This is a genomic window from Sphingomonas sp. BL-S-25 (genome assembly GCF_055521555.1).
Window position 1 is genome coordinate 1,625,222 of the sequence record NZ_CM145486.1, and the last position, 17,300, is coordinate 1,642,521.

At 66.1% G+C, this 17,300-nt stretch carries 16 protein-coding genes; 5 read left to right on the forward strand and 11 right to left on the reverse strand.

Going from position 1 to position 17,300, the window contains the following annotated elements; all coding sequences use genetic code 11:
* The first annotated feature begins 106 nt into the window (after positions 1 to 106).
* The 4 genes from ACZ1H8_RS07830 (at position 107) to ACZ1H8_RS07845 (ending at position 6,723) form a co-directional block, all read left to right on the forward strand.
* Positions 107 to 2,698, forward strand: a complete 2,592-nt coding sequence (locus ACZ1H8_RS07830; protein WP_465180763.1) for a TonB-dependent receptor domain-containing protein — start codon at positions 107 to 109, stop codon at positions 2,696 to 2,698.
* On the forward strand, positions 2,692 to 4,815 hold the full coding sequence (locus ACZ1H8_RS07835; RefSeq protein ID WP_465180764.1) for an Atxe2 family lasso peptide isopeptidase: 2,124 nt from the start codon (positions 2,692 to 2,694) through the stop codon (positions 4,813 to 4,815). Before ACZ1H8_RS07830 ends, ACZ1H8_RS07835 begins: the two co-directional genes overlap by 7 nt.
* Before the next feature lie 265 nt (positions 4,816 to 5,080).
* A complete protein-coding gene (locus tag ACZ1H8_RS07840) occupies positions 5,081 to 6,034 on the forward strand; it encodes a ribosome-inactivating family protein (protein ID WP_465180765.1) in 954 nt (317 codons plus the stop codon).
* A gap of 245 nt (positions 6,035 to 6,279) precedes the next feature.
* On the forward strand, positions 6,280 to 6,723 hold the full coding sequence (locus ACZ1H8_RS07845; protein WP_465180766.1) for a hypothetical protein: 444 nt from the start codon (positions 6,280 to 6,282) through the stop codon (positions 6,721 to 6,723).
* A gap of 176 nt (positions 6,724 to 6,899) precedes the next feature.
* Here ACZ1H8_RS07845 and ACZ1H8_RS07850 read toward each other — a convergent pair whose 3' ends face one another.
* The 10 genes from ACZ1H8_RS07850 to ACZ1H8_RS07895 form a co-directional block, all read right to left on the reverse strand.
* Positions 6,900 to 7,685, reverse strand: coding sequence for an anti-sigma factor family protein (locus tag ACZ1H8_RS07850; RefSeq protein WP_465180767.1), 786 nt, complete (start codon positions 7,683 to 7,685; stop codon positions 6,900 to 6,902).
* Complete coding sequence (locus ACZ1H8_RS07855; protein WP_465180768.1) at positions 7,682 to 8,200, reverse strand: RNA polymerase sigma factor; 519 nt, start codon at positions 8,198 to 8,200, stop codon at positions 7,682 to 7,684. The genes ACZ1H8_RS07850 and ACZ1H8_RS07855 overlap by 4 nt, the downstream gene beginning before the upstream one ends.
* A 7-nt stretch (positions 8,201 to 8,207) precedes the next feature.
* The gene (locus tag ACZ1H8_RS07860) at positions 8,208 to 9,638 is read right to left on the reverse strand and encodes a YncE family protein (RefSeq protein ID WP_465180769.1); all 1,431 of its coding nucleotides are present in this window, start codon (positions 9,636 to 9,638) and stop codon (positions 8,208 to 8,210) included.
* 1 nt (position 9,639) lies between these two features.
* Entirely contained in the window at positions 9,640 to 10,023 is a 384-nt protein-coding gene (locus ACZ1H8_RS07865; RefSeq protein WP_465180770.1) for a DUF305 domain-containing protein, read from the reverse strand.
* 130 nt (positions 10,024 to 10,153) lie between these two features.
* Positions 10,154 to 12,118, reverse strand: a complete 1,965-nt coding sequence (gene rlxS / locus ACZ1H8_RS07870; RefSeq protein ID WP_465180771.1) for a relaxase/mobilization nuclease RlxS — start codon at positions 12,116 to 12,118, stop codon at positions 10,154 to 10,156.
* A 255-nt stretch (positions 12,119 to 12,373) separates the two neighbouring features.
* Positions 12,374 to 12,730, reverse strand: coding sequence for a hypothetical protein (locus tag ACZ1H8_RS07875; RefSeq protein WP_465180772.1), 357 nt, complete (start codon positions 12,728 to 12,730; stop codon positions 12,374 to 12,376).
* Positions 12,731 to 12,948: 218 nt separating this feature from the next.
* On the reverse strand, positions 12,949 to 13,542 hold the full coding sequence (locus ACZ1H8_RS07880) for a lytic transglycosylase domain-containing protein (RefSeq protein WP_465180773.1): 594 nt from the start codon (positions 13,540 to 13,542) through the stop codon (positions 12,949 to 12,951).
* A complete protein-coding gene (locus ACZ1H8_RS07885) occupies positions 13,530 to 14,108 on the reverse strand; it encodes a S26 family signal peptidase (protein ID WP_465180774.1) in 579 nt (192 codons plus the stop codon). Before ACZ1H8_RS07885 ends, ACZ1H8_RS07880 begins: the two co-directional genes overlap by 13 nt.
* A complete protein-coding gene (locus ACZ1H8_RS07890) occupies positions 14,105 to 14,332 on the reverse strand; it encodes a DNA-binding protein (RefSeq protein WP_465180775.1) in 228 nt (75 codons plus the stop codon). Before ACZ1H8_RS07890 ends, ACZ1H8_RS07885 begins: the two co-directional genes overlap by 4 nt.
* A 141-nt stretch (positions 14,333 to 14,473) precedes the next feature.
* Positions 14,474 to 14,773: a DUF736 domain-containing protein gene (locus tag ACZ1H8_RS07895; protein ID WP_110151342.1), complete on the reverse strand. Its 300-nt coding sequence runs from the start codon at positions 14,771 to 14,773 to the stop codon at positions 14,474 to 14,476.
* Positions 14,774 to 15,155: 382 nt separating this feature from the next.
* Between ACZ1H8_RS07895 and ACZ1H8_RS07900 the strand changes: the two genes are divergently transcribed.
* Positions 15,156 to 15,371: a hypothetical protein gene (locus ACZ1H8_RS07900; protein ID WP_465180776.1), complete on the forward strand. Its 216-nt coding sequence runs from the start codon at positions 15,156 to 15,158 to the stop codon at positions 15,369 to 15,371.
* 81 nt (positions 15,372 to 15,452) lie between these two features.
* Here ACZ1H8_RS07900 and ACZ1H8_RS07905 read toward each other — a convergent pair whose 3' ends face one another.
* Positions 15,453 to 17,219 carry a ParB/RepB/Spo0J family partition protein gene (locus ACZ1H8_RS07905; RefSeq protein WP_465180777.1) on the reverse strand — a complete coding sequence of 589 codons (1,767 nt, stop codon included), beginning with the start codon at positions 17,217 to 17,219 and terminating at the stop codon, positions 15,453 to 15,455.
* Between the last annotated feature and the right edge of the window lie 81 nt (positions 17,220 to 17,300).

The following is a 17,300-nucleotide window of genomic DNA, read 5'->3' on the forward strand; positions in this document are numbered from 1 at the left end:
GGGCCACACCGCTTGCGTGAAAATTATTTTCGCACGACGCCCCGTAGTTCGCGATGTGCCGCGTCAACCCTCTCGAGGCCGGAGCAACCGGCGATGGGAGGGTAGGATGACGATCTCGAAAAAAGCGCTGTGCGCCGCACTGCTAGCCGCCAGCACTTTCCCAGCCGGCATGGTCACCCTGCCGGCCCAGGCACAGGAAGCGCCGATGGCGTTCGCGGTGCCCGCGCAGGACTTGGCTACCACACTTCGTGTCTTGGCCCGCCAGGGCGGCCGCGAAATCCTTTTCGCAGATGATGACGTGCACGGCATGCGCTCGCCTGCGGTGCGGGGCAACTTCACGGTGGAACAGGCAGTGCGGCTGGCGATCGCCGGCAGCGGACTGGTCGTCGAGTTGGAAGCTGGAGCGCTGGTCGTACGGGCCCGGCCCGCCGCGACCGCGGACGACGCCACCACCATAACCGTGACCGGCACGCGCATCCGTGGTGCGGGCAGCCCCTCGCCCCTGATCGCGATGACAAGGCGGGGCATCGAGGAGCAGGGGCTCCCGGATATGGCAAGCGTTGCGCGGATCATTCCGCAGAATTTTACCGGAGGGCAGAACCCCGGAGTCGCGGGGGGCGGTGACCAGGGCGGATATAATAATCTCAACAACTCCACGACGCTCAACCTTCGCGGGCTGGGCTCGGACGCGACGTTGACGCTCATCAATGGTCACCGCCTTCCTTACGACGCAGTCAACCAGGGCGTCGACATCTCGACCATTCCCCTCGCCGCACTCGACCGCATTGAGGTGATCGCGGATGGGGCATCAGCACTCTACGGCTCTGACGCCGTCGGCGGGGTCGCCAACATCATCCTCCGGCGCGACTTCGATGGGCTGTCCACCAGTGCCCGTGTTGGCACCTCCACCCAAGGCGGCAACGAACAGCAGCAATATTGGGGCGTCGGTGGCCAGCGCTGGGCTGACGGCGGCTTCATGGTGGCGATCGACTATAACAGGGCCACGCCGATCTATGCCGATGACAGATCCTATTCGCGCAGGCTTCACCCCACACAAATGATCGCGACCGGAAGTCGGCAGGTGAGCGGCGTGCTCACCGGCCACCAGGATCTGGCAAGCTGGGCGTCGTTCGAGGTGGACGCCCAGTTCGCAGACCGGCGATCGCGCAAGGGCAACGCGTTCTCGGCGACGGCGCCCGTCACGACTTTCGGGCAGCTCAGTCTGCCGGTTGTGCGCTCCTATGCGGTTACCCCGTCGCTGCATCTGCGGCCCGGTGGCGGCTGGGAAGCAACGTTCGAGATGACGAGCGGGGAGAGCAATACCGTCAGCACAGCGCGACGCTACGTCGGTGGCGTCGTGCAGGTCGGGCGCTCGGCCTATGACAATCGCCTCACCAACTTCGAGGCGAGCGCCGAAGGTCCGCTCGTCCGCCTGCCCGGAGGCGATGTCCGCCTCGCGCTCGGCGGCGGCTATCGTCGGTTCAGGCTCGACTTCAATATTCGCTCGACCAGTGGTGGCGTCACCCGCGTAACCCGCGACGCCAGCGAGCGTCGGGAAAGCGCTTTCGGCTATGGCGAATTGTCGGTGCCGTTGGTGGGAGCTGCCAATGCCGTCCCCCTGATCGATGCCCTGCGCCTCAGCGCTGCGGTCCGCTACGAGCGATATTCGGGCATTGACGAGGTCGCCACCCCGAAGCTCGGGCTGATTTACGCGCCTCATCCCGACCTCGTCCTCAAATATAGCTGGGGCCGGTCGTTCAAGATCCCGACGCTTAATCAGGTCAATCAGCCGCGCGAAGCCATCTTGCTGAGCCAGGACCAGTTCTCGCCGCAGCCGGCTCCGCCGCTTCCCGCCGGCTCGACCGTCCTGCTCCTCGGAGGCGGCAACCCCGACCTGCGCGCAGAACGGGCGACGAGTTCGACCCTTTCGATCCAGTTCGAGCCGCGCTTCCTCGCCGGGCTCCGGGTCGAGCTGAGCTATTTCGACATCGACTATCGCGGCCGCATCGCAAGCGGGGTCAGCGATTTCAGCACGGCGTTGACCAATCCCGTCGCTGCGGACTTCGTCCTCTATGGTCCGAGTGCCAGCCTGCAGCAGGCGCTCATCGCAGACGCGCCACTCGGGCTGCAAAACCAGAGCGGGCAAGCCTATGACGCGGCTCAGGTGTTCGCCATCGTCGACTCAAGCCTGCGCAACACAGCGCGCGAGCAGGCGCGCGGCGTCGACCTCGCAGTCGATTACAGCTCAGGACTACCGGGGGGCGGCCAATTGCAGCTGGCCGCCTCGGCGAGCTATCTTGAGGGGAAGCGTCAGCCCGTCGCCAACCAGCCCTATGAAGGGCGGGCGGGACTGATCTTTACACCGCCACACTTCCGGGCACATGGCTCGGCAAACTGGCAGCGCGGCAGCCTCCAGCTCTCGGCGACGATCAACTATGTCGGCAGCACGCTCGACAACCGGTTCCCCGATACGGAGACGATCGGCGCCTTCACCACGCTCGACCTGAGCGGAGCATTTCGCCCCGCCATTGACCGGGGACCGCTCGCGAATCTCGAGTTGCGACTCAACCTTCAGAATCTGCTGGACGAGGAACCCGACCCGATCAGGAATTCGGCGGCCTCCGCAATCCCCTTCGATTCGACCAACCAGTCCCCAGTGGGGCGGTTCGTCAGCGTCTCGGTAACGAAGCAGTGGTAAGCCTGCGCATCGCACTCGTTGCCGCATCGCTCCTGGCGCCGGCAGCGGCGTCCGCCGCGCCAGATTGCGCCGACCTGCTGCCGTCGGGAACGAGTCTGCCGCTTCGCAATCTGGTACCCGAGGACTTAGTGCGCCTACGCGACATCGGGCCGGTCGATCCCAACCAGCAGGACGAGGGTCTGTTCTCGGTGTCGCCCGATGGTAGCCAGGCCGCCTTTCAGCTCAGGCGCGGCGATCCCTCGACCAACGGCTTCTGCCTCGCGATGCTGGTCGTCGACCTCCGCTCAGGCGCCGTGCCTCGAGTGGTCGACCGGGGCGGGGCGTTCATGCGCGTTCGCTACGACTTTCGGGGCAAGGCCGGGTTCAAGACCGGTTTCACGGACCCGATCACGCCCCGCTGGTCACCCGACGGGAAGTGGATCGTGTATCGCCGACGCGATCAGGGCGCTGTGCAGCTGTGGCAAGCTCGAGTGGACGGCGGCGGGAGCGCAGCAATCACGTCGAGCCTGGACGACATCGAGGATTTCCGCTTCACCGAGAACGGGCGCGGGGTCGTCTACGCCACCAGGCCTGGCCTCCGCGAGGCAGAGGCCAAAATCGATCGGGAAGCGCTCTCGGGCTTTCACTATGACGATCGGTTCGCGCCCTCGGCCAGCTATCGGCCCTTTGCGCCCGCACCGATCGCGAGGGTGGCTAGCTTCCTAGACCTCGGAAGCCGAACGATACGCAAGGCGACGCCGGAGGAGGCTGCCCTGCTCGATAAACCGTCGATGCGAGAGGGCAGCTGGACCGAGGTTCTATCGGATGCCGGCGACCGTGCGTGGCTTAAGATCCCATCCGACACCCTCTACCCCTCGCGAGGCCAGCTAACGGTAACGTCCGGCAGCCGCACGATCGCCTGCGACGCGCCAGCCTGCGCGGACGCAAGCTATCCATGGTGGGCTGGCAACTCGGTGCGCTTCTTGCGGCGCGAAGGCTGGGCGAAGGCCACGACCGCGATCTATGAATGGAAGCCCGGCTCGAGCGATGCGCGCCGGCTCTACGGCACGGACGACTTGTTCCTGGGGTGCGTGCCCGCGGGCGGCACGCTGACTTGCCTGCGCGAGGGGCCACTCCAACCACGCCGGCTCGAACGCCTGGATCCGGTCAGCGGGCATCGCGAAGTGTTGTTCGACCCGAACCCGGAATTCGCCAATTTCAGGCTCGGCCAGGTCGAGCGTATCCGCTCGCGCAACAGCTTCGGCATCGAATCCTTCGCCGATCTCGTCCTCCCAGTCGGCTATCAGCGTGGAAAGCGCTACCCGCTGGTCGTGGTGCAATATGTCTCGCGCGGCTTTTTGCGCGGCGGCACCGGCGACGACTATCCGATCCAGGCGTTTGCGAACCGGGGATTTGCCGTGCTGAGCTTCGACCGACCACGTCAGGTCGGTTTCAAGTCGACGACGGACTTTATCGAGGCCGACCGGATCAACCTCAAGGACTTCGCCGACCGCCGCAGCGTGCTCGAAGGATTGGAGGCCGCCGTCAAGGTCGCGGTCGCGCGTGGCATTGCCGATCCGGCTCGCATTGGGATCACCGGCCTGAGCGACGGTTCATCGACCGCCGGCTTTGCGCTGCTCCATAGCAAGCTCTTCGCGGCCTATGCGATGAGCAGCTGCTGCTGGGACACCAACCTGGCGATGCGCGTCGGCCCCAGCGCGGCCAGACTTTTCTACCATATGGGGTATCCGCAGGCCACGGACGATAGTCCGGCAGCCAAGGCCTTCTGGGACCGGATTGCAATCTCCCCCAATGCGCGTTCGATCCGGGCTCCAATCCTGGTCCAGGTGTCGGACGATGAAGTCCTGAGTGCGCTCCAGACCTATACCGCGCTGCGCGAACTCGACCGGCCGATCGACATGTTCGTCTTTCCCGACGAGCATCACGTCAAATGGCAGCCAGCGCACCGCCTCGCAGTCTATACCCGCTCGATCGACTGGTTCGACTTCTGGCTGAACGGGGCCAGGATTACAGGCCGCGACGAGGAGGTTGCACGGTGGGCCGCGATGCGTGAGACCATTTCCGACGCGGCTGAAAAAGCCGCTTCCGCGGCCGACCCGCATGACGCGGTACGCTAGCGCCAGCCCCCCCCGGGTCGGGACATGTTCAGCAAATGCAAGAACTGGCGCCGGATCCACACCGCCACGATCGATGCGCGCACATCTTCATATCGGCGACGTGCATCGCCGCAAATATCATCTTAGGGTTTATCGATGAGTGCTCAGCCGAGCTACACTCGTAATACTTAATATATTGCCGGCAATTCTGATTTTATTTAGCCTCATTTCGAATTTTCCAACATGCATCAAAAACAATCGATGCGGCAAACCGCGAGAGAGATCCATGAAACTCCATACAGTCATCTTGGCGAATGCCGCTCGCCTGTCATTCAGGGCTGCCGCTGCCACTTTCGGCGTTTCTACTCTCTGCCTCTCTCCGACCGCACAGGCTGATGTAGCCCCCAATACCGTTAGAAACGTCACGATCACGTTTGATGACAGCATCACAGATAATACCCGTCGCAGTTACGAGGACGGCCTCAACCAAATCCGTATTGCTTCAGGGCATTATTTCAATGACCGCATGTTCATCACCCAAAACCAAGACACGAATAATCATGGCTTGATAAGGGTAAATCTCGTCAGAAGGTCGGATAACAGATACGTTATATTATGGCTGCGTCCGTACGACCTTTATGTGTTAGGATATACAGCTTATGACAGAGTGGCCGGCGCTGAAGGCCGAAATGGAAACAGAACGGCAGCGTTCCGCGACAGCGGCCTAAGGAGCGCGTTATTGCGGAGCGGTCAGCAGTGGGCGCTCGATACCAGTTATGAAATGGGCACGACGGGATCTTACGCGAGTTTGGCGTCGCCGTTGAATGGAGCATTTCCGCCTTCCACCGGCAGGGCTACCCAAGTGATATCCTACGCCAGCTTCCGCGCTCATTTTGAATCGTTGGACCGGTCGATGCAGACCGCAGTCAGCCATGGAGCTGGCGTCATCAATCCTCGTCCGGCATTGCAGTTTATGATCGGACTGCTTTCCGAATCAGCGCGCTTGTATGACGTTCGCGGTCAGTTCTCGGCAGCCTTCGCATCTACGGCGTATAACCACCCGCTTGGCCAGCTTCAAATCTCGCTGGAGAACGATTGGGACGTCATCTCGACATGGACCCGGGATAGAGCAAACGGTACTCCTCGGGGAACACTCCTGACCGGATCGGGAAATTATAATACCTTTGACGACGTCAGGGCACGGCTCGCGATTATACGAGGCTTCAAACCTCCGAGATAGCGGTTCCCTAGTGCTGATGCTGGAGCTCAGGTCACAAAGGCCGCTGTCAGCAATGCCCTTAAGCGATTGCAATAGCACAGTGTCGGGAACGCTTTGATAGCAGAAAATCTGAAGGCCATCTCGGCAGCCCCAAATAAAAGTGATAGGAATTTATGAGGGTTGCACTTTGCGCCACCGCAGCTGCGGTCTGCCTAGCATCGCTTGCTCTTGCTTTCGGGTCCGATCCGATACCGAGCAACGGCCACGTGGTCATCCTGCAGAAAGATGAACGTAATTTTGGAGCGCTCCCACCAACGGACGCAACGCCCACGGTCATCGCTGAGAAAGCGCCCGCCGATACTCAAGGGCCATATTTCCGTTTAGAGGAACTCGATCGGTATATGGCCACCGAGCGACGTGACCCTGAATGGGCAAGAGTCTCCGAGGACAGCTTAAACAGTCTTCTAACCAGGCTGCTGTACCCAAATCTCGGAGCGGGCTTCAAGGCTACGTGCGCCGCGACCATCTGCCGAATAGATGGCCACCTTACTCCGTCGGAGCGCGAGTTGTGGCAGTCGCAGGCTCGGGATGCTCATTTCAAGATTTATCTCTCGGAATACGACCTGGAGTATGTCGCTGGTGAGGCGGACCTGAACGCGGGGTCTACCGCGTTTCGCACATATGTGCGTCGCGTTGCCAATCAGATGTAGAACTGCTGGGCGTTGGAAGTTCTGCGGATTGTCCCAGGAGCGCGGATACCGGGCTGCCCAGCGAGCCCCGCGATCCACGTTGGTGTGGGCGGAGGCCACGTCAAAGAACTCGACGCCAGCGGGTACACGTCCGTGAGCCACGGTCGACAATTCAAGCGTCGTAGCGGGCGCCCCGGCTAGATCGTCTTGTCGAGCTGCGCGCGCGCCGCGTCCGCGATCGGATGCAGCGCCGCGCCGTCGATCGTCCCGACCATGCTGAACCCCAGCCCGCGCCGCGCCCAGCTAACGGTCGTCACCGCTCCCTCGCGATCCACCGCCATCGGCGCTTCCTTGTCGACCGCCATGTTTCGGGACAACAGCGTCAGTCGCTGGCCGGCGGCATTGTCGTACATGAACATCACCGCCGCGCCGTGCGGGGTCGGCACCACCCTGCCGCCCAGGAAGCGATAGCCCGCCGCCGACAGGTCTGGCACCGCGACCGGCCGGTCCAGCCTGCGCGATGCCCATTGCACGAACTGTGGCGCATCCGACGCGGCGATCTCCACCGGCCGGCCCGCATCGGGCGCATAGACCGCATAGCTCTGCTTCGCTTCCTCGGCGAGCGCCGCGATCCCGACGGTCGGCTGCTGCTGGCTGGCATGCATCATCCACCCCCCCGCGCCGCCGATTACCAGCAGCATCGCCGCAGCCGCGACCTGGACCGGCAGCGTCCAGCGCCGCCGGTCGGGCCGTCGGCGCCGCTCGATCGCATGCGCCAGGCTCAACTCGCTCGGCACCGGCTCGTCCGCCATCCCGGCCAGCGCGGCGCGCAGCGCATCGCGCGCTTCGATATCCTGTGCCACCCGGGCGCGAAGCTCGGGCTGCGCGTCCAGCACCGCCTCCACCTCGGCCCGGCGATGCCGGTCCAGCACGCCGTCGACATAGGCGTGGAGGTCGTCCTCCCCGATCGGACGACTGGTCATTTCACGCTCCTCAAATGCATCACCGGCGGCGCCTCCCCGCTCAGTGCCTCGCGCAGCCGTGCGCGGGCGCGCGACAGGCGCGACATGACGGTCCCGACCGGAACGCCCAGCGTCTCGGCGGCGTCGGCGTAACTCATCTCCTCGATCGTCACGAGCAGGATCACCACGCGCTGCTCGTCGGGCAGCCGGTCGAGACTGGCCAGGATGTCGCGCTGGTGCAGCCCCGCCTCCTGCTCCGCCGGTCGTGCGAGGGCGGCATCGCTTGCCTCGTCCAGCGCCACCGCAGTTCCACGCCGCGCGCGCTGGCGCAGCTGGTTCATCGCCAGATTGTGGAGGATCGCGAACATCCAGGTTCGCGGATCGCCTTCCCCCCGCCGCTGGTGCCACCGCCCCACCGCGCGCTCCAGGCAATCCTGCACCAGGTCGTCCGCCGCCGCCCGATCGCGCAGAAGCACCCGGGCATAGCGCCGAAGCCGCGGGATGACCGGCTCGATCAGCAGGATCATGTCGCGCATGCGGTCCTCACGGCATCTGCCTCTGCACGATCGCCCCCGGCGCGGCCGACGTCCCCGCGCGGATCGCCAGCCAGCGCCTGGCTGTGGCACCCTGACCCTGCACCACCTGCCGGATCGGCCCGCTCGCATTGACGATCGCCGATCCCGCCGGATTGGTCTTGAAGTCGGCCAGCGGCTCGACCGTACCCGTTCCGTCCGCCTGATCGGTCAAAACCAGCTGATAGGATTGTCCGGGCGCCAGCCCGGTGACCGACGCCTGCAGGATCTGGATCAGCCCCTGGTCGAACAGCGTCACGCTGGTCGTCCCCTTGTCACCGGCGCCCAGCGCCAGGGTGGTCGCCTGTCCCGCGACGCCCAGCGGCTGGAGGTTCTCGCGACCCGTCCCCGCCGGTACTGCGCCGGCGACATAGGCGATCGCCTGCGGCGCCTGTCCGATCGCCACCTTCCCCGTGACCTGGTTGGTGGCGGTGTCGATCCGGACCAGCGCATCGTCATTCTCCATCCCGACAAAGACCGTCTTGCCGTCCCCCGACGGCCACACCCCGTGCGGCAACCGCCCGACCTGGATCGTCGCGACCTTTGCGAAGCTGTCGGTGCGGAACACCTGCACCTCGCCCGTCCCGCCGACGGTGACATAGGCGAACAGCCCCTGCGCGGTCCGCGCGAAATTGACATGGTTGGTGATCGGGCCGGTATCGATCACCTTCATCGTGGCGAAGGGTGGCTTCGCATCGATCACCACGGTCTTGCCGACATCCTTCAGCGTGTACCACACCTGTTGCCCGTCGGGGGTTGCCGCGATGTTGGGACAAAAGGGGCTGGGCTGCGCCACCCGCCCGACGATCGCGTGTTGGGAAACGTCGAACACCACCAGCTCGGGATTGAACGACGAACAGACATAACCGTATTTCCCGTCGGGCGTGAAGATCGTCATCCCCGGTCCCCCCGGCGTCTTCAGCCGCGCGGTTTCCTGATAGGTGACCGGGTCCAGCACCGCGATATAGTCCTCGCCGCGCACCGTGACCCAGACTTCCTTCCCGTCGGGCGTGAAGAATGCCTCGTGCGGCGACCTTCCGATATAGGCCGTGTGCTTCACCGCGTTGGTCGCGGTGTCGATGAAGGTGACCGAGTTCGACCCGATCGACACCACCGCCAGCGTCCGGCCGTCGGGCGAAAAGCCCATCCCGTGGACCAGCACCTGCCCCTTGTAGAGCGGGCTGAAATTGGCTGGCTGCGGATCGCCCAGCCGGATCACGCCCAACAGGGTGCCGTCGACCGGATCGGTGACCGAAACGGTGTTGGAGAATTGCTCGGCGGCGTAGACGCGGTCGCGGTGGCTGGCCGGCACGTCCCGGCCCCACGGCGCCTGCGGCCCGTGCTGGGCGAATGCCGGCGTGGCGAGCGCGGCCATCGCCGCTGCGATCGGGAGCATATTCATCTCAATGTCCCTCCCGATGCGCGTCCGCCGCGCCACCCTGCTGCGTCGGCACGGGCATGGAGGGCGGCAACGGATCCCCGATCGCCAGCCGCATCGCCGCAATTTCCTGCTGCTGCTCGACGATGATCTCCTGCGCGATCCGCTTCAGTTGCGGGTTGCGGCCATGGTTCAGCACCGCGACCGACATGTCGATCGCGCCCTGGTGATGCGGGATCATCATCGTCACGAAGTCGCGGTCGGCATCGCCGGTCGGCGCGACATGCATGTCGGCCATCATCCGGTCCATCGCCGTGTCCATCGCCGCGGCGAAATCGCTCGATCCGCCGGCGGCATGCGCCGCGGCGCCCAGCGCAAAGGTCAGGGGAAGCATCAGGGTTCGGCGCATCTCGGCCTCCATCGTCAGAGCAGTCGCAGGGGTGGACACCGCCCGACCCCGACTATTCCCGGCGCGGGAGAATATTTATCGAAGCACGCCAGACACGGCGGGGCGACCGGACCGATCCGAATGGCGAGGCTCAGGAGATCTGTGGACCAGCCCTGTTGCGACCAAGCTGCCAGTTGATGCCTTCACTCCGAGCCACTCCTGCGACCGGCTTGCCCAGTTCGCGCTCGAGTATCGATCGCCACGGGACCAGCGTGAAATCACGGCTGCGTTCGACCAATCCATAGCGTCCGCCTGCCAGCTCGACCTTCCTGGTCAGCCGGCCCTCGATCTTAGCGCCCTGGCCGACCTCCACGAACGCCTTGCCGAGCTCCTCGCTCAATCCGCTCGCGACACGCAAAAGCTCTCGCCGCTGAAGTGCGGCGAGCATTCCTCGCTTCAGCCGGACCTGGTCGTCGCTTCCGACCTCCGCCAACCCCTGTTCGACCAGCCACTGACGCCGCGCGGCGAGCGCGACCCGTACCTCGCGACCGAACCCAGCGTCACGCGCCGAAACGGAATCCTCTCCGGCCAGGGCGCGGTCGAGCCAGGTGGCGGCATCGGCTGAGGGCAACTTCTCAAGGGGGACCGGCGATAGGGTCTCGATCACCACCGGCCGGTCTCGCAGCAGGCGCGCCTCATAGGTAGCCACCCGCTCGAGATGATCGTCAGGGATGCGAAAGCTGCCGTCCGCTTGGCGGTCGACCAGCCCGCTGCGGCGTATTGCCTCGAGGCGGCGGACATGCGCCTCGGCGAACGCCCGGCTCGTCTGCGGGTCATGCTCGAGATGGAGGGCAACCGAATAGCATCCGCCCTGCGAGGCCGCCACCGCGGCGATCGTCCGGTCGACCTCACGAACGGCCAGCGTTCGCGGCGTGATACGAACGATGGAACCCTGGGGTGTTGGATCGATCGCAGAACCAAGGCCGATGTCGAGATAATGCGCCCGACCGTCGATCCCGTCGACGATGAGATAGTGCCGGTCGCGAAGCTCGTCTGCGAAACCGCGTCGCAGGACGCGTCCCACCACCGGCGTCCGCAGCTCGCGGTCGATGACCCGGTCGGCCTGTGCCCGTTCGACCCGGCAGGCGGTCAGCTCGCGCTGCATCAGCCGGATGATGTCACCGCGCTCACCCATGTCGCGCAGCGTCTGCTCCAACCCATCGGCGAGCCGCCAGCTTCCCGCGCCGAGATCTTCCGCCAGCCCCATGGTGCCGAGCTTGCGCAATCGCCCGGTGGCGACAGCCTGCTGGAACGGGTCGTTATGGGCCGGACCCGTGACGCGATCGGCGTCCATCCCGCGGATCAGCCGGCGGTCGATCGCGGTGAGCCTTTCCTGGGTCACATCATGGCGCAGCCGCTCCTCGATCTCGCGATCGGTGCGGGGGCCAAGATCGAGCGTGGCGAGTTCGGCCGCGCGCTCGCGAAGCCCGTGCGCAATATATTCGCGCGCGATGACGAGATTCTGGCCCTGGTCGTCGACCCCGCGCAGCATGATGTGGGTGTGCGGCTGGTCGGTATTGAAATGGTCGACCGCGACCCAGTCGAGCCGCGTCCCGAGGTCATGCTCGGCCTGCGACATCAGCCGGCGGACATAGGGCTTGAGATCGGGATATTCGGCGCCATCCTCAGCCGAGACGATGAAGCGGAACTGGTGGCGATCGCCAGCGCAACGTTCGAGAAATTCCTTGCCGTCGATTGCGTCGAGCTCGCGCCCGTAAAGCTCGCCGGGATTGCCCTCGCGCGTCACGCCGTCACGCTGGATGTAGCGCAGATGCGCGCGCGCCGCCGCGAAGCCTCTGCCGGCCATGCGCACCAGCCGCACCTTGACGACCGCCCGGCGCGCCCGGGCGCCGGCAAACCGGTCCCGGCTCGAAAGCAGCCTGCCGATGCTCGCGCCGCGGCCGATCCGGCTCCCGTCGAACCGCCCCGAGCGCACACCCGGCTTGCTGCCGGCAAGGCGCGCCGCAGCAAGGACCCGGCCGCCATATCTGGCGAGGCGCTTGCCGTCCTTCGCCCCGGGCTTGCCGAGCCTGGGCGTGAACTCGTCCTCGCTCACCGCCAGCCTCGCCGAGTCTCGCGCAGAAGCGCGGGAAAGCGCGGATCTGCGCCATTCCTGCCGATCCTGCCTCGCGGCGCCGCTGCCGAATCTCCCGAAAAAAAGATGTGCAGACAATCACTTGGCAAGGGTCGTGAGACACTGCCTTTATCTTGTTTTCCCTGTTCCCCCTGCCTGCCCCCGATCCGGCACAAAAAGAGAGCCGGGATACGCTGCCGATATCGCAGCGCATCCCGGCCCGAACCGAGGTGATTTTCACGCATCGAAGAACGCCCGCCTAGCCTGCGCCGCCCGCCCGAATCTGCGTTTGCCGAGCATGGCCTGGGCCTCGCCCTCGCCATCGACGAGCATCACCGCAACGAACCAGCACCCGTCGATCCGGCCGAGAATTCGCACCCGGTCGAGCTCGACATCGACCCCGCCGCAATCCAAATAGCGGCCGAGCCAGCGCACCTCGAGCCGTGCGTCCCAGTGGAAATCGGCTTCCTCCGCCTCGAGGAAACGCTTCGCCAATGCCCTGCCTGTGCGCGCCCCGAACTCGATCTCGAGCCCTGAAACCAGTGCCGCCATCACGCGATCCGATGCGTCCGAGAGGGATTGTAGCTCTGCCATGACTGTCTCCGCTTGCGGCCCTCACCATCGAGGACAGGCCCAAGGCGACGGGCGGCGAAGCGGCGGTCAGGGCCGACTGCGCGAAGCGCAGGCGCCGCGAAGCGGACTTGGGGGGAACCGATTTGCGCAGCAAATTGGGGGGCACCCATGGGCCTTGAGGGCCGCTTCGCCGCCCGTCATGCTGGGACTTCACGACGAGCCTCCCCTGCCTGTCCATCTCAGGGCCCCTCGCGGCGGAGCATGAAGATCGCCGATCCCGGAGGCGGTGCAGACGGCTCCAGCGGCGTGGCGGGCACCTCCCGGCGCACCAGGAACAGGGGCGGCGGCGCTGGGGTTTCGCTCCCGGGCGGGGCCGGGGGAGCGCCCGTCACACGCGCCAGATAGGTGACCGTCTCGGCGGGCAGCCGCGCCTTGCCGGCACGCCAGGCCGCATAGCGTGCCGGCCCGGCATTATAGGCTGCGAACGCTCCGGGATAACCGAACCGGTCATACATGCGCCGCAGATAACAGGCACCGGCGACGATATTGTCGGCAGGCAGGTCGGGATCGTCGCCAAGGTCGAGCTCGCGTCGCAGCTCCGCCCAGGTCGCCGGCATCAATTGCATCAGCCCGATCGCGCCCTTGCTGCTGCGGATCGGGCGCCCTTTCAGAGTGGTCCGGCCGCCGCTTTCGAACCGCATCACCCGTGCGATCCACTCGGCCGGGACGCCGCAGCGCGCAGCTGCAGCGTCGATTTGCGCCGACCAGCGCCACGTCTCGTCCGCCCCGACGCGACCGGCGAGAAGCAGCAGGGCGAGGCTCAGCGCCGCCATATCAGCCTCGCCCGGCCGACAAGGTCCCGGCCAGAACTCACCCCGAAATAGCGCCCGTCGAACGAGCCCGGCGCGTCCATCAGCAGCAGAAAGTCGCCGCGCCCGAGCCGCCGGCAGCCCTGCCACCAGGGCAGGGCACGCTCGCTCGGGTCGCGCGCCAGACGATTCGCGACCGCCACGCCGTTCACGAAAACCCGCGGTCCCGAGCCACAGACCAGGTCGCCCCTCACGGCGGCGACGCGCTTCACCAGCGGGACATTTCCGGGGAGATAATGGCGCTCGGCAGCGAGCGTGCGCCAGCGTCGAGGGATCCAGGCAATCGCCATCTCGCCGCGCCCGGGCGCATCGCCCGGCCACACCCAGTAGAGCCCGATCGGCGCGCTTGCACTGGCGTTCCAAACCAGTCGCGGCGCCGGGGAATAGACCGGCGGTGCCGCGAGCAACAGCACCGCAGCACCGCCGAGGATTGCGAGACGGACACGATGCAACCGTTCCAGCTCGTGTGCGCGGCGTGTCTCGCCCCAGGCGAGGAGCGGCGTCTCGCCCTGCCCTCGGGGGGCCGTCACGGGCGGGTTCCGCGGGCACTATGCTCGCGGCTCCACGTGTCGAGATCGTCGATATGATAGTGGACGAAGCGGCTGTGCCGCCGGAACACAGGGCCCAGCCCGCGCATCCGCAGCCCCTTCAACAGCCGGCTGGAGATGCCGAGATAGGCTGCCGCCTGATCCGTATTCAGGAAGGGCGAACCACGCTTGGCACTGGTCGCCCGGTCGATATCGTCGCCGTCCATGCCCAAATCCCTCCATTGCATCGAACGCGACCGGGGATGACGGGCGGGACACCTGGTCGGGAGTGTCGAAAACCGGGGATGCCGATTCCGACACCCCCCGCTTGAGGGCGCCCCGTGCCGCCCAGCACGGGGCGCCTGGGCTCACCGCGACCAGATCAACGAGAAGCCGCCCTGCTCGCCCTCGACCAGCGTCGCGTAGATCGGCGCGGGTAGCGAAGGATCGTCGAGCTTGACCGAGACATAGGGCCGGTCCTCGCGCGAGACCTTGGTCCAGCCGGCCCCGAACTCGACGCCCTGCGCGGTCGTGATCCGGTAGTCGGGCGCCTTGTCATTGTCCTTGGGCGAGGGTTTGATGCTTGCCTTGGCGTTGAGGGTCAGGGTCCGGATGGTGCCGGTGAACACGCCCGAATCGTCGCGGGTGAAGGTGCCGATGGTAGCCATGATGCGTCTCCTTGTGCTTCGAAGCCGCGCCAGTGCGGCCTCGATGGCGACGCCCGGGCACCGCCAGGCGGCCGGCATGCACCGGGCTCGAAGAGCCGGGCCGCAGCGTAGCGAAGGGCGGCCAAAGCCGGCTTTCTTGCCTCGCGAGGAAGGCGCCGGGGCGAAGCGCCCCAAGCCGGGGAAGAAAGTCGGCGACGCCGTTGCTGGCCAAGGCCGCGCGGTGCCAGTCGGCCATCGTGGAGAGGCCGCATGGGGCTGCGAGCACAGGAGAGACTGGCTCGAGCGTTGCGATCGGCAGCTTCGGTCGATCTCCGATCGGCTCGCCGCAGCCAGGCTGCATGACACCGTATCGCGCGCTATCAGGCCCGCCCCGGGGGATGGCATGACGATATTGGAACAGGTCCGCAGGTTGATCGAGCGGCTCGCGCCGGAGCCGGTGTGCGACGATTGTATCGCGCAGCGGCTCGGCCTGGGCATCCGGCAGCATGCCAGTAGCAATAGCCGCGAGCTCGCCGGGCGGGACGGATTCGAGCGCCGCAAGGACGAGTGTGCGCTGTGCGGTGCGACCAAGCTGGTGATCCGCAAAGGCGCACGCTGAGCCGCTGCCGGCGTCCGCATCGCGGTAGGTAATCGACCACAGGCCAGGAAATGGGGCGACCAGAAGCCGCCCCGTATAGGTTCAGGCGGCAAGCGGCCGGGGTTCCGGCTGCGGCTCGGATGCTCTTGCCGCGAGCGCAGCATCCAGCTCGGCGCGCGCATCGAGCGTGCCGACACCGCCGCGCGTGGTGTAGGCTGAGGGCGGGAACGCCATCCATCGCGGGACCCAGAACTCGACCTTCGCTCGCCCTCCGGCACCGCTCAGATGATCGGCCACGATCCGCCGCATCGCCTTGCCGGTCGCGCCGGCATTGGCATCGGCGATGGTCTTGCCGGCCACGTCTGCGACGAGACGGGCGAGCACTTCCTTGTCGCGCACCAGCGCCAGAAAGGCATCGTCTGCCTCCCACCACTCGGCCATGCTGACGCCAAGCTCGGACCCGGCCGCCTCGACCGCCGCGCTTCCGGCGGCGAGCGTCTCGCCCATCAGCACCGCGATCACATCCATCAGATCGGCATCGGGCAGGTCGAACAGGCTCAGGAAGACGCCGACCAAACCGCGTCCGTCATGCCCGCGACACAGCGTCGGCGCCTCGGGATCGAAGCCGAGCAGCGCCAGCATGGTCCGCCGCTTCTCGTCGAAGACGGTCTCGCCGCGGCAGGTCTCGACCGACTCCTGCACCGCATCGCTGCGGGCCTGTTGCGGCTCGGGGTCGACCCGCCAAAGGTGCGATCCGGCGATGGCGTGCGCGACCATCAGCCGCAGCGCGACGCCCGGCCGGGCGAGCAAGGCGGCGCGCACCGCCGCATGGCGGTGCAGGTCGATATAGGTCTGGAGCGGGCCGCTGAGCTCGGGGCGCACGGGCTTTGCCGGTGCTGCCTCGGGTGCCTCGCCGCGAGCGATCTGGCGTGCTTCCCTGGCGTGCAGATAGCCTTCGTGGAACACCACTTCGCCATCGGCGCGGACATCGATGAAGACGCGCCCGCCCTTGCGCTTGGGCGTCTTCTCATGCTCCCAGCCATGAAAATGCTGGGTCGGGCCGATGATCTCGACCCCTTTCCAGCCTGCTTCCAGATAGGCAGCGCGGCGCGCCTCGACCGCGGCATTCTGGGCGCGCCAGAACGCCTCGGCATCGGCGAAGTAACGCTGTTCGGCGAAGAGGTCGGCGACCACCGCCAGCCCCGCCGCCTCGACATCGAACAAGGCATGATGAACGCTGATCCCCCGCCCGCCGAGCAGCCAGGCGCGGAGCTCCCAGCCGATCGGACAATGCGCATCGGGTGCGTCCCAGAGCTCCAGCCACGCCTTCTGTCGCGCCTTGGTCGCAAGGGTGAGGTGGCGCACCGTCGCAATGTCGATCGCATTGTAGCGATGCAGGTCGCGGATGCGCGGCAGCAAATTGCCGAGCGCGAGCGTGCGGCGGACGCTCAGCACCGGCAAGGCGAAGGTCTTGGCAATGTCCTCGGGCGAGCGGCCTTCGCGCACCAACCGCACGAAGCTTTCCCAGCGGGTGACCTCGTCGGGGTCGAGCCGCGCCATATTCTCGATCACCGACGCCTCGACCGCGTCGGCATCGTCGCCGGCTTCGAGGATCGCGCATGGCAGGAGAAATGGCTCGGCGTCGTCCTCGGCCCGTCCAGCGGCGACGATCTCGGCAGCGCGGAAGCGGCGCGCACCCGCCAGGATGCCGAACCGATCCTCGCTGTCCGCACGCACGATCAGGTTCTGGAGGATGCCGCGCTTGCGGATGCTCGGCAGGATGTCGGTAACATCGGGCTGGCCCTTGGCGAAACGCATATTGGTGGGGTCGACATAGAGCTTGTCGAGTTCGATGAACTGAAGTTTCATGACACGTGCTCCTTGTGGGCACCGGTCACACCCGTGGCGAGGCATGGCGGGACCGGTTTTGACATGCGGCGAAAGGCGCGC